This is a genomic window from Peribacillus kribbensis DSM 17871 (assembly GCF_000430765.1).
GTDB classification, from domain to species: Bacteria; Bacillota; Bacilli; order Bacillales; family DSM-1321; genus Paraperibacillus; species Paraperibacillus kribbensis.
Map to the genome: position 1 here is coordinate 68260 of NZ_AUMQ01000029.1, position 13165 is coordinate 81424.

11 protein-coding genes are annotated in these 13165 nt (G+C 46.0%); 1 reads left to right on the forward strand and 10 read right to left on the reverse strand.

What is annotated here, in order from left to right; translation table 11 throughout:
* Positions 1 to 116: 116 nt before the first annotated feature.
* Together mutS and cotE are read right to left on the reverse strand one after the other, a co-directional pair.
* On the reverse strand, positions 117 to 2717 hold the full coding sequence (mutS, locus tag H539_RS0103700) for a DNA mismatch repair protein MutS (RefSeq protein WP_026692399.1): 2601 nt from the start codon (positions 2715 to 2717) through the stop codon (positions 117 to 119).
* Between the two features lie 119 nt (positions 2718 to 2836).
* Positions 2837 to 3391 (reverse strand): outer spore coat protein CotE, encoded by a 555-nt coding sequence (cotE, locus tag H539_RS0103705; protein ID WP_026692400.1) that lies wholly within the window; start codon positions 3389 to 3391, stop codon positions 2837 to 2839.
* Positions 3392 to 3710: 319 nt separating this feature from the next.
* Between cotE and H539_RS0103710 the strand changes: the two genes are divergently transcribed.
* Positions 3711 to 4016 carry a hypothetical protein gene (locus tag H539_RS0103710; protein WP_026692401.1) on the forward strand — a complete coding sequence of 102 codons (306 nt, stop codon included), beginning with the start codon at positions 3711 to 3713 and terminating at the stop codon, positions 4014 to 4016.
* 47 nt (positions 4017 to 4063) lie between these two features.
* On the opposite strand, the gene H539_RS0103715 is transcribed toward H539_RS0103710, so the two are convergent.
* The 8 genes from H539_RS0103715 to H539_RS0103755 all read right to left on the reverse strand — a co-directional run bounded on the left by H539_RS0103715 (position 4064) and on the right by H539_RS0103755 (position 13136).
* Positions 4064 to 4495 (reverse strand): YlbF/YmcA family competence regulator, encoded by a 432-nt coding sequence (locus H539_RS0103715; protein WP_026692402.1) that lies wholly within the window; start codon positions 4493 to 4495, stop codon positions 4064 to 4066.
* Positions 4496 to 4498: 3 nt separating this feature from the next.
* Positions 4499 to 6040 (reverse strand): tRNA (N6-isopentenyl adenosine(37)-C2)-methylthiotransferase MiaB, encoded by a 1542-nt coding sequence (gene miaB, locus H539_RS0103720; protein WP_026692403.1) that lies wholly within the window; start codon positions 6038 to 6040, stop codon positions 4499 to 4501.
* Between the two features lie 325 nt (positions 6041 to 6365).
* Entirely contained in the window at positions 6366 to 7544 is a 1179-nt protein-coding gene (locus H539_RS0103725; protein ID WP_026692404.1) for a glycine C-acetyltransferase, read from the reverse strand.
* Positions 7545 to 7577: 33 nt separating this feature from the next.
* Positions 7578 to 8618 carry an L-threonine 3-dehydrogenase gene (gene tdh / locus H539_RS0103730; protein WP_026692405.1) on the reverse strand — a complete coding sequence of 347 codons (1041 nt, stop codon included), beginning with the start codon at positions 8616 to 8618 and terminating at the stop codon, positions 7578 to 7580.
* Between the two features lie 226 nt (positions 8619 to 8844).
* On the reverse strand, positions 8845 to 9711 hold the full coding sequence (locus H539_RS0103735) for a 2-oxoacid:ferredoxin oxidoreductase subunit beta (protein WP_026692406.1): 867 nt from the start codon (positions 9709 to 9711) through the stop codon (positions 8845 to 8847).
* Positions 9698 to 11449: a 2-oxoacid:acceptor oxidoreductase subunit alpha gene (locus H539_RS0103740; protein ID WP_026692407.1), complete on the reverse strand. Its 1752-nt coding sequence runs from the start codon at positions 11447 to 11449 to the stop codon at positions 9698 to 9700. The genes H539_RS0103735 and H539_RS0103740 overlap by 14 nt, the downstream gene beginning before the upstream one ends.
* Before the next feature lie 314 nt (positions 11450 to 11763).
* Positions 11764 to 12024: a stage V sporulation protein SpoVS gene (gene spoVS, locus H539_RS0103750; protein WP_026692408.1), complete on the reverse strand. Its 261-nt coding sequence runs from the start codon at positions 12022 to 12024 to the stop codon at positions 11764 to 11766.
* 317 nt (positions 12025 to 12341) lie between these two features.
* A complete protein-coding gene (locus H539_RS0103755) occupies positions 12342 to 13136 on the reverse strand; it encodes a TIGR00282 family metallophosphoesterase (RefSeq protein WP_026692409.1) in 795 nt (264 codons plus the stop codon).
* Positions 13137 to 13165 lie beyond the last annotated feature (29 nt).

Here is a 13165-nt window from a genome sequence, read left to right on the forward strand (position 1 = left end):
CTAAATATTTGAATAGATCCCAAAATGTTCTGAAATGCTCATAATGCTTCTAAAGCATTCCGAATGAATCGGAAGAGATTCCGTACGGTTCGGAATCCCTTCTGAAGGTTTCAAAACTATAGGCTCTTAATCTTTTTCTGAATGTTATACAAGGCGTTCAAGGCTTCAAGCGGAGTCATTTCCAGTACAGATAAGGATTTGATTTCCTCCAATGCCTTTTCAGCCTTTGAATCCTTTTTCCGGCTCTTCTGGCTTTCACCGAAGAAGGAAAGCTGCTGGTCTACTTCAGCGGCCGTTGCCGGCTTCTTTTCGGGAACTATGGCCGCCTGCTGTCTGCCTGAGCCTTTTTCTAGCTCCTCGAGGATGCTGTTTGCCCTCTTGATCAGTTTATCCGGCAGCTCTGCCAGCTGGGCGACATGGATTCCGTAGCTTTTATCCGCTGCCCCTTCTTTGACTTTATGAAGGAACACGACCTTGCCATTCTGTTCAACTGCACTTACATGCACATTCTGGACTCTGCCGAGGGTTTCCCCAAGGACTGTCAGCTCGTGATAGTGAGTGGAAAAGAACGTTTTTGCCCCTATCTCATCATGAATATATTCGATGATGGACTGAGCGAGGGCCATTCCATCATAGGTGGAGGTTCCCCGCCCGATTTCATCGAATAGAATCAAGCTGTTCTCTGTGGCATGATCGATAGCATTTTTAGCCTCAAGCATTTCGACCATGAATGTACTCTGGCCGGAAATTAGATCATCCGCCGCTCCAATCCTCGTGAAGACTTTATCAAATATAGGGAGGACGGCCTCCTCGGCAGGTACAAAACAGCCGATCTGCGCCAGGATGGCGGTCAGGGCAATCTGCCTCATGAAGGTACTTTTACCGGACATATTCGGCCCGGTGACCAGAAGAATTTCCCGCTCCGCATCCATCCGGCAGTCATTCGGGACATAGCTTTGAGCCTGCATCACCTTTTCCACCACCGGGTGGCGCCCGCCTTGGATCCAAAGCTTCTTGTCTTCAGAAAACCTCGGTTTGGTATAGTGCCTCGCCTCACTTACAGCAGCAAAGCACTGGAGGGCATCCAGCTCACTGATCGCTTTGGCGAGCTGCTGAAGTCTTGGGATATATTCTTTAACCTTCTCCCTCAGAGTCAGGAATAATTGATATTCAAGCTCCATGCTTTTCTCTTCAGCCTCTAGAATAAGGGCCTCTTTTTCCTTGAGCTCCGGTGTAATGAAACGTTCAGCATTGGAAAGCGTCTGTTTCCGCTCATACCTTGTATCATCAAGGAGGTGGAGATTCGCTCTTGTAATCTCCAAATAATAGCCGAAGATCCGGTTGTAGCCGATTTTCAACGATTTTATCCCGGTTCGTTCCCGCTCGTCGCGTTCCAGCTGGGCAATCCAGCTCTTCCCATTTCTTGAGGCATCTCTGTACCTGTCCAGTTCGGAATGATAGCCATCCTTAATCATATTTCCTTCTTTGACAGACAATGGGGCGCTTTCCATGATCGCATTTTCCAGAATTTCTGCAAGATCACCGCATGGATCCATTCCTTCCGACATTTCTTTTGCGTGTCCCCCCAGGCTGTCTAGGACATGTATGATGCCGGGAACCTGCTGAAGGGATTTCTTCAGCTGAAGTAGGTCGCGTGCATTCACATTGCCAAACGCTACACGTCCTGCGAGCCTTTCCAGATCATAGACTTCCTTTAACCGCTCCCTCAGCTCCTCCCGTTCAAAGAACTGCTCCAGCAGCTGGGCAACCACATTCTGCCTTTTTTCTATAACATGCCTATTGATCAGGGGCCTGTCTATCCATTGTTTAAGGATCCGGCTGCCCATGGCAGTCTTGGTTTCGTCCAACAGCCATAATAAAGATCCTTTTTTTCCTTTGGACCTTACCGTTTCAGTCAATTCAAGGTTTCTCTTAGAATGGTAATCTATATTCATGAACTGGCTTCCTTCGTAATATGAGACCGGCTGCAAATGATCGAGGCTCCGCTTCTGCGTCCTGAACAAGTAATGAAGGAGCCTTGACACGGTCTTTTCTAAATCCGGCCTGCCCTTAATTCCTTCCAAAAGCCTTGTGAAATCCTCATGAGGTGAGTGTACCTCCTCAAAGGAAACGGCCATGCTTCCCCGCTCTTTAAAAGACTTCAAATGCTCGGGATTATGTCCGGGATCGACGACAACCTCCCTTGCCCCAATGGCCGCCAATTCATTGACCAGTTCATGGATCCTGCCCTGGACCACGGTTGCTCTGATTTCTCCGGTTGATAAGTCATTATAAGCCAGGCCGAAGCTATTCTCATCAAGCAGAGTGATAGAAGCGATAAAAATGTTTTCCTTATCCTCCCTGCCCTTTCCTTCCATCACAGTCCCCGGGGTGATCAGCTGGACGACTTCCCTTTTTACAACCCCTTTTGCCTGCTTGGGATCCTCCGTCTGTTCACAGATCGCCACCTTATATCCTCTCGCGATCAGCTGCTCTATGTAGCCTGCAGCCGAATGATAAGGAACACCGCACATCGGAATCCTGTCCTCCGTGCCTCCTTCCCGGCTGGTTAAGGTAATTTCAAGTTCCTGGGATGCAAGCTCTGCATCTTCAAAAAACATTTCATAAAAATCGCCAAGGCGAAAAAATAAAAAGGCATCCTGGTACTCTGCCTTAATTCGTAAATATTGCTGTATCATCGGCGTATATCCTGCCATATGCTCACAAAACCTTTCCTTACTTTGATTCATGTTCTCTTATTATAGCATTATTTTAAGAATTTCGTTCCTGGCACAATTTTAGCAGCAAAAGAAAAACCAGGAAGAAAAATTTCCTCCTAGTTTGAAGATTCTTTATCCTTTTCTTCAATGAAATCCGTCTTGATATCATCAAATTCGTCCTCGTCGACTTCACTGTCCCAGTCTTCGTCATCCTCGCTGAAGCCGTCTGGATGAACGGGCACCGTTACTTTTGTCTCGCCGATGACTTCTGTGTAAAATTCTTTCTCTACATCTACAAGAATCTTGGTCCCGCAATCTGAAATATATGCTTCCATACAATTTGGCTGCTGGTCGACCTTTACTACAATTTCATTGTCGTCCAGGCAGTCCGGATCACGGTACTTGAGCTTGATGGTTTCGGTATAGCGGATTTTCTCGGTAACCACTTCCGTTTTGGTATTCTTATTGTAGGAATACCAGCAGTTGACATCAAAAGTCCCGGTAATTTCTATCTTTTTCCCGACTTTTTTGGCATCATATTTATGATTAATAAGCCAGCAGCCTAGGATGCTTGTAGGATGATGGGCCGGACTTATGCTATGATTGGATTTTGTATATTTGCGCCCTTTCGCCACCACCGCTTTTGTTATTATCTGTCTGTATTGTGACATGCGAGCGAACCCTCCTCATTCAGTTTCAATTCATCCTATGCGGGTTAATAGTCTAATGTGCTTGCCCTTTCTATCTGGACACTTCTCTTTGTTCAAAATTTTATCTATCCCATCATATGCCCAGTGCCTACTATTGGTGTATCCTGTAAAGCCCAGGACAGCTTCTATAAAAAATATGATTCTATTATGTCACTTGTCCATACACTCGTCCCTTTTCTGCATATTTTATAGAGAAGCTAGTTAAAAGGGAGGGGAACACAAATGAGTTTTTGGCGTAATTGGGGTTTTTCTAACCGGCAAAACCAAAATAGGAACGATAATGAGGAATCAAACCGCTCAGAAAACCAAAGACATTACAACAATAGCAGCTATAGCAGCAATCATGACTATTCTGAAGAAGATGATCATTATTCAAATGCGGAGGACCAATATCATACAGGTTCTAATAACCGGGGAAGCGCAAAGCACCGGAGCGATGACTACAGCACAAATTACGGTGCAAACAACAACTTTGGAAACAGCGGAGGGCGCACTTATTCTTCCCGCTGCGCTTGCAAGAAAAAAAGAAAACATTATTGCTGAGAAAAAAGAGGCGCATCCAATATGCGCCTCTCGTCTATCCTAATAAAAAAGAGGATGTCTCCACCCCTTATGAGACATCCTCTTTTTCGATCAGCTGCAGCTACCGCCCGGGCTTGTTCTAACCTGTGAACCTGTTTCCCCTCGGAGTACATCGCCTCCGGTGGACTCAACAATTAAGTCTGTGACCGTGTTTGACACTGAAGAGGCCACCATTTGAAGAAGGTCATTCACATCGATTTGAGACTGCTTGAATTCCTGGACAATCGGAATTTCATCCACTTCCTGCTCCAGCGCCTCAATCTTTGCTTCCACCTGCTTTAAAGCTTCAAATTTTCCATAGTGCTGAAAATTCACAGCTTGTTTTTGCAGGCTCTTAATGCTTGCGATCAGTTCGCGCACCTTCTGGTTTTCGTTAATCTGAGCTTCTGCTTTTTTAAAGAAATCAACTTCTTCTGTATCGGCTATCATTCTGGATAATTCATCTGCTTTAGCTAAAATATCCTCTTTTGTGTATTTCCCCATTTTTTAAACCACCTCTGCCGTTTCTTCTACTACCATTTCCCCATTCAGTGACCATGTGTTTGCATTTGTGATTTTAACTTTCACCAGCTGTCCGATTGCTGTTTTTGGAGCTTTGAAATTAACAAGCTTGTTCTTTCTTGTGTAGCCTGCAAGGACATCCGGATTCTTTTTGCTTTCCCCTTCAACAAGAACCTCTACAATCTGGCCCTCATAATCCTTCATGATGCGCGCAGATGTTTCATTCACAAGCTCATTCAGGCGCTGCAATCGTTCTTTTTTAACCTCCATCGGCACATTGTCATTCATTTTAGCCGCGGGTGTTCCTTCCCTTGGAGAGTAAATGAATGTATACGCCGCATCATAGCCCACTTCCCGGTAAAGGGAGAGCGTTTCCTCGAACTGCTCTTCTGTCTCATTCGGATATCCTACAATGATGTCGGTTGTCAGAGTGGCATTCGGAATCGCGGCTTTAATTTTACGGACAAGCTCCAGATACTGCTCACGGGTATATTTCCGGGCCATAATTTTCAGGACATCGGTGCTTCCTGACTGGACAGGGAGGTGGATATGCTCCACAAGGTTCCCGCCTTTAGCAAGAACTTCAATCAAATGGTCATCAAAGTCTCTTGGATGGCTTGTTGTAAAACGGATCCTCGGGATATCAATTTTGCTGATTTCATCCATAAGATCACCGAGTCCGTAATTCATATCACTGAGGTCCTTGCCGTAAGCATTCACATTCTGTCCAAGCAGGGTAATTTCCTTATATCCCTGTGCTGCAAGATGGCGGACTTCCTGGATGATTTCCTCTGGTCGGCGGCTTCTTTCCTTTCCGCGTGTATAAGGGACGATACAGTACGTACAGAATTTATCGCAGCCGTACATGATATTCACCCAGGCCTTGATATTGCCTTTTCTTACTTTAGGAAGATTTTCAATGACATCTCCCTCTTTCGACCACACTTCCACTACCATTTCCTTTGAAAGGTAGGCTTCATTCAGGATATTGGGAAGGCGGTGTATATTGTGTGTACCGAAGATCATATCTACGAAGGAGTGCTTGGAGAGGATTCGGTTGACTACGGATTCTTCCTGCGACATACAGCCGCATACTCCAAGAAGCAGATCCGGCTTCTCAAGCTTCAGGGCTTTTAAGTGGCCAAGCTCGCCAAACACTTTATTTTCTGCATTTTCACGGATGGCACAAGTATTCAGCAGAATCACATTGGCATCCTCCACACCATCTGTAGGCTCATATCCCAGCGCCATGAAAATTCCAGCCATAACTTCGGTATCATGCTCATTCATCTGGCAGCCATACGTTCTGATGTAAAATTTTCTTCCTTCGCCCATTCCGCGGAATTCCTCGGGAATGGCAAAGTCATTGTGATACTTTACTTCTTCCTTTCCGCGCTTCTTTGCATCCTTTAGGGAAGGAGCAGTATACACCTTTTCAAAGTATTTGCTATAATCTTTTTCAGGCTTTTTATCCGGAGCTTGGGCGGCAGCAGCCTGTAATCCGTCTAATCTCTGATTTTCATTCATATAAAACGTCTCCTTTCGTGCAAAAAAACGGAGAAAAAAATCCGTTCTCCTTCATGCTTGATGGACCGGCAGGCGGCTCATACCCATATATCGATCTGCAATCGAACCACAGAATAAATGCATATATTCTAATATATTTACTACCTTGCACATTATCATAGTATAAAGCTTTTTTCGTGCTTAAACAATACTTAGAGACTTTAATCATGGACCTTTTCACATTTCCTTCCAGTCTGCATGGACTTCTTCCCGTCTATGACATTGTCAGCCAGCATTCATGAAAAAAGCGGCCTGCTATCCGAAGACAGCAGGCTGCTTTTCCATCTTATATAATTCCAAGTTCCTTTCCCGCTTTTTCAAAAGCATTCAAGGCTTCCTGAAGCTCTTCCTTGGAATGCTGGGCTGTTACGATGGTGCGTACACGCGCCATACCTTTTGCCACTGTCGGGAATGCGATTCCTTGTGCAAACACTCCATATTGCAGGACTCTGTCTGAAAAATGATGGGATAAGGCTTCCTCTCCCACAATAATCGGTGTGATCGGCGTCTGGCTCTTACCAGTGTTAAAGCCCAGGCTTTGAAGCCCTTTTTTAAAGAACCGGGTGTTGTCCCATAATCTTTCAATCAGTTCAGGCTCTTCAAGCAGGACATTCACCGCCTCGATACAGGCCATGGTCACCGCGGGCGGGTGGGAGGTGCTGAAAAGGAACGGCCTTCCTTTAAGAATCAAGTAGTCGATCAAGGTTTTGGTGCTTGCGACATAACCGCCCAGCACACCGATAGCCTTGCTTAAGGTTCCAACCTGGATATGGACCCGCCCGTCCAGCCCAAAGTGATTGACCGTCCCGCGGCCGTTTTTCCCAAGTACACCCGAAGCATGGGCATCATCCACCATGATGAGGGCATCATATTTCTCGGCAAGCTCCACAATTTCTGGCAGAGGCGCAATATTTCCATCCATGGAAAAAACTCCATCTGTTACAATCAGGCGCTTTCTATAGTCCTTTGATTCTAGCAGGGCCCTTTCAAGATCCTTCATATCGACATGCTTATACACCTTGCGTGCGGCCTTGGTCAAGCGGATTCCGTCAATGATAGAGGCATGATTCAATTCATCAGAGATCACCACATCTTCAGGAGAAAGAATGGCAGACAGCACTCCCTGATTGGTAGTAAAGCCTGACTGAAACACAAGGGAAGCTTCTGTATGCTTAAAATCAGCCAGCTTTTTCTCCAGCTCTTCATGCATGGTGAAGGTCCCGGCGATTGTCCTGACTGACCCTGTACCAGCACCGTATTTTTCAACAGCGTCAAGGGCAGCCTTTCGAAGCCTTGGATGGGAGGTCAGCCCGAGATAATTATTGGAGGAAAGCTGAATGACTTCTTTTCCATTTATGACGACCCGGGAGCCCTGCTCGGACTCCAGGGGCACAAGGGAGCGGAAAGTGCCGCTCTCCTTCATTGAATCTAATTCTTCCTGCAGATATTCGAATCCTTTCATAATGTACCTCCTGAAAAATTGGTAATGGTGATTTTTTTATGGATGCAGCACGACTTTTCCACATTCCCCTTTGATCATTAAGTCAAAACCTTTTTCAAAATCTTCAAGGGGAAAATGGTGGGTAATCATCGGTTTAACATCCACCCGGCCTGAAGCAAGGAGATTGGAAACCTGCTGCCAGGTCTTAAACATCAGGCGTCCGGTGATTCCCTGTACTGTAATTCCTTTAAATACCACATCATTGGTAATATCAATTTCCACCGGCTTTACTGGAAGGCTGAGAATGGAAACTCTTCCTCCGTTGGTCACCATCTTGAAGCCTTGATTCATGGCAATGGGATGGCCGCTCATTTCACAGACAACGTCCACTCCATTTCCTCCAGTCAGTTTATCGACCACTTCAAGTGGATCTTCCTTGGATGAATTGATCAGGTGGTCTGCACCCATTTTTGCAGCCAGGCCCAAACGGTAATCGTTCAAGTCAAGGGCAATCACGCGTGCTGCCCCTGCAGCTTTGGCCACTCCTGCAGCCATGATCCCGATAGGGCCGCATCCTATCACCGCCACCGTCTTGCCGGCTACATCCCCTGCAAGGACAGTATGGACTGCATTCCCCATCGGCTCCTGTACTGATGCAACATCAAACGGCATATCCTTCGGATTTTTCCAAATATTTTCCGCTGGCAGAGCTACGTATTCTGCAAAGCACCCTTGGGTATCCACACCGATAATCTGGGTATTTTTGCAGATATGAGATTGCCCGGTCAAACATTGCTGACAGGTTCCGCACACAATGTGTGTTTCAGCGGAAACCAGGTCACCTGGCTTTATTTCCTTAACCCTTGCCCCCGTTTCGACGACCTCGCCAGAAAATTCATGTCCGAACACGTATGGAGGATGAACCCTGCTTTGTGACCATTCGTCCCAGGTATAGATATGGACATCCGTGCCGCAGATTGAGGTTGCCTTAACCTTGATGAGTACTTCATCTTCTTTAATTTGTGGAATATCCACCTCCTGCAGCCTTGCGCCAAATCCACGGTGATGCTTTACAAGCGCTTTCATTTTTCCGTTCAACATGCACACTCTCCTCAAGAAGAACTAATCTGAATGATTGATATACTGGTATAGTACCATTATACAAGAATTCATGTAAATAGTGGTGTCCACCCTGGGAATACAGAAAGCTTTAATGAGAGGAACTTTCGATTTTTTTTTGCTTCAGCTATGCAAGCCTTTCATCCAGAAAAGAATTCTTAGAGTAAACCAAAAGGAAAAGGAGAGCCCTGGCCCTCCTTTTTTCCTACATAAATTCTGCTGCCAGCGCATCAAACCGCTCCTGCCCCAGGTTTAGATCACTATGGGCAAGCGGCGTTTCAGCATATCCCGGAATAAGCTCCTGATAAGATTTCCGTTCACTGTCCTGGTAAATGATTCCCGTCACCAGACTGTTATGCCTCATAAGGGTGCTCATGGCAGCCTCCCTGTCCGAAGGATCATAGCCTTCTATGGAGCTCAGTTTAGTAAGATTAGCTTTGAACCAGTCATATGTATTCACCTTGTTATACGTTACACATGGACTGAATACGTTGATCAAGGAAAATCCTTTATGTTTGATGCCGGCTTCTATGATGGCCGTCAGATCTTTTAAGTCTGTCGAAAAACTCTGGGCCACGAAGGACGCTCCCGCGGTCAGCGCCATTTCCATTGGAGATAGGGCAGGCTCAATGGACCCTTGGGGGGTCGACTTGGTTTTAAATCCTGCTTCAGACCGCGGGGAGGTTTGTCCTTTTGTAAGCCCGTAGATCTGGTTATCCATGACAATATAAGTGATATCAATATTCCGCCGTATAGCATGAATGGTATGTCCCATCCCGATAGCGAACCCGTCCCCATCGCCGCCAGATGCTATAACGGTCAAATGCCTGTTAGCCATCTTCACTCCCTGGGCGATCGGGAGGCACCTGCCATGAATCCCATGAAAGCCATAGGAGTTGATATAACCGGAAATGCGGCCGGAACAGCCGATTCCCGATATGACTGCCAGCTTCTCCGGCTCAAGGCCGGAATTGGCTGCAGCACGCTGTATAGCTGCCTGTACGGAGAAATCCCCGCATCCCGGGCACCAATTCGGTTTGACATCATTCCTGAAATCTTTAAATGTTATCATATTCAAACAGCTCCTTACACTGGGAATGAACATTATTCGGGAGAAACGGATTGCCGTCATACTTTAATAGACTGCTGATTTTTTGGACATTTCCCACATTCATTTTAAGGATATTAGCCAGCTGGCCCGTAGCATTATTTTCAAGGACTACGACCTTCTTGGCGGCATCTACCAGAGGCTGCATGTCCTCCGCCGGGAATGGGTGAATCAAACGGACATGGGCATGATTCACTTTTATTCCGTCTTGCTCCAATCTTCCCATGGCTTCTTCAATGACTCCCCTGGTGGAATTGAAGCCTACAAGAAGGATATCCGCTTCTTCATGACGGATGTTCTTGTGGATCGGCCTGTTGAACCTGATATCCCTTGTTTTCCTCATCCGTTTATCCATCTGCGCCTTGCGGTTTGCGGCAGCCTCTGACGGTTTTCCAGTCTCATCATGCTCTACCCCTGTTACATGAAAAATGCCATTTTTAGTACCTGGAAGGACCCTTGGCGAAATTCCATCTGAAGTAAGCTCATACCTTTTAAAATACTCTTTATTTTCTGCTTTAGGGATATTTCCGGTGACCAGCTTTCCCCTCCTGATTTCTATCTCCTCATACCGAAGGGGCTCCACTGTCTGCTTTCCAAGGGATAGTTGCAAGTCAGAAAGGATAATGACCGGACATTGATATTCCTCCGCCAGATTAAAGGCTTCGGCTGTATCATAAAAAGCTTCCTCCGCCGTGCTTGGAGCCATTACAATTTTAGGGATTTCTCCATGAGTGCCATATATCATGGCCATGAGATCTGACTGTTCTTGCTTTGTGGGAAGGCCTGTAGATGGGCCTCCACGCTGTGTATCCACGATGACGAGCGGAGTCTCGGTTATGCCCGAAAGGCCGATGGACTCCATTTTCAGTGAAAGTCCGGGACCGGCCGATGCAGTCATGGCCCGCACCCCGGCGTAATTTGCTCCAATTGCCATGGTACAGGCTGCAATTTCGTCTTCGGTCTGGATGACGGTCCCTCCGAGAGCCGGAAGCTTCTTAATTAAATATTCCATGATTTCTGAGGCAGGTGTGATCGGGTAGGCGGCCATGAAGCGGCAGCCTCCGGCTAATGCTCCCAGTGCGATTGCATCATTGCCAATCATAAATAAACGTTTTTGGCCGTCCGCGCGTTCCAGCTGATGAGTCCCTACCTTAGAGCCCAATTTGGCTTTCATAAATTCAAAACCGTGGCTTAATGCCTCCATATTTTTTTGTACGATCTGCTCCCCTTTGCGGCCGAATATCTCCCTGACTACTTCTTCAAAAACTTTTATATCAAGCCCTAGCACTGCGGAAGAAGCACCGACAGCCACCATGTTTTTCATCAAGGAAGTTCCTAGCTCAGCGGCAATTTCGGTGAAAGGGATGGAATACAGGGCAGCTGTTGAATCATCCGGATTTTTAGGGTCAAATTTTGTGTCGGCAATAATGACTCCTGTGTTATTCAGTTCTTTATAATTCACTTCAATGGTTTCCTGATCAAAGGCTACCAAAATATCAAGATCGTCCGCAATGGACCTCGTATCTGTAATACTGACCCTTATCTTGTTATTCGTATGCCCCCCTTTAATTCGCGAAGAAAAATGACGGTACCCATAAAGAAAATATCCCAGCCGGTTTAGGGCCGTGCTGAATATTTCCCCCGTACTCTCAATCCCTTCCCCCTGCTGTCCTCCAACCTTCCAAGAAAGCTGCTTAATCATGTTCCTACACCCCTTTTGATTGACACTAAAACTGGTATAACTTCCAAATGCAGAAGACAGCATAGAGCACTCTTTCAGGAAGCCTTTACATGATGTTTGTATGCCTCATCCTATATTGGAAGGCCGTGCTAAACGATTTCATTCTAGCGGGAGATTCCACAAAAAGCAACTTTATTGTTTAATTTTTCTGAAAATTAATGTAGTAAAGGTATCTGGTTCCCCTCGCTGCATGAAAGATTTATTTCCTGCCTATCCTTTAATTCGACGCGGAATTGTAAATGCCTGCCTGCAAATGATGCAGACAGGCATTTCAATCATCTTGGTTCCACAATAAGCTTGATAGCCGTCCTTTCTTCCCCGTCAATCTTGATATCAGTAAAGGCTGGAATACAAATCAAGTCCACTCCACTAGGTGCGACAAATCCTCTTGCAATCGCTACTGCCTTTACGGCTTGATTTAACGCACCAGCACCGATTGCCTGAATTTCTGCGGCCCCTCTTTCCCTTAGTACACCCGCAAGTGCGCCTGCTACAGAATTAGGATTAGATTTTGCTGAAACCTTTAATATTTCCATTCCCTAGCTCCTCCTTGTATTATCCCATACCAAGTGTTTGTATGCTTCCAGGCAGTCATGTAAAGCTTCGCCCGCAAAAGGCATGAACCATGGTCGATCTATCCCTGTACAAGAATGCTGTCAATAAGCTTCACACTTTTGCTTAAGGATATTTCTACTCAATTAACTATATTCATGCACATCAAGAGGTATTCCTTGTCCCGTAAAATCAGGAAAATAGCTTAGAGTCCGGCGTCTTTCACTAACCAATAAAAATCGGACGAAAAAAGCCGGCAGCAAAGGTACTGTCTGCTGCCGGCCTGAATATTTTTTTCATCCTAGCTGAAGAATGGATGATCATCGTTAATCAATAACCGCTCGGTTTTCCTGGCCATCCCGGTTTTAGGGTCGATATCAATGATAACCCCACTGAGGATGGTACGCCCTTCTGGAACCTCAAATCTTACCGGCATACTGGTAAGGAATCTTTTCAGGACAGCTTCTCTTTCCATGCCAAGGATCCCATCATACGGCCCGGTCATCCCGACATCCGATAAATAGGCTGTCCCATTCGGGAGAATGCGGTTATCCGCTGTTTGAACATGTGTGTGTGTTCCAACAACAGCGGAAACTCTTCCGTCCAGATACCAGCCCATTGCCTGTTTTTCACTGGTGGCTTCAGCATGGAAATCCACAAAGATGAAGGAGGTTCTTTTTCTTGCAGCATCCACCAGTTCATCCGCTTTTTTAAACGGGCAGTCAAGATCGGCCATGAAGGTCCTGCCCTGAAGGGAAATAACGGCGACTTCCGCTTGATTGAATTTTATGAACTTCAGTCCTTCCCCAGGCGTGCCAGAAGGAAAATTTCCTGGACGCACCATGTATTTTGCAGAATCTATAAAATTAAAAATATCACGGTTATCCCAGGAGTGATTCCCGAGGGTTACAGCCTGTGCACCGGCTTCTAGAAATCCACGATAAATCTTTTCGGTGATGCCTTTTCCGCCTGCTGCATTTTCCCCATTGATAATCGTAATCTGTGGTTTGTACTTTTCTTTTATTCTTGGAAGGTAATCCTCCACCATTTTCCTGCCTGGGGAGCCTACCACGTCTCCTATAAACAAAATTCTCATATAAATTCCTTTCCTGCTTAACATTCTCT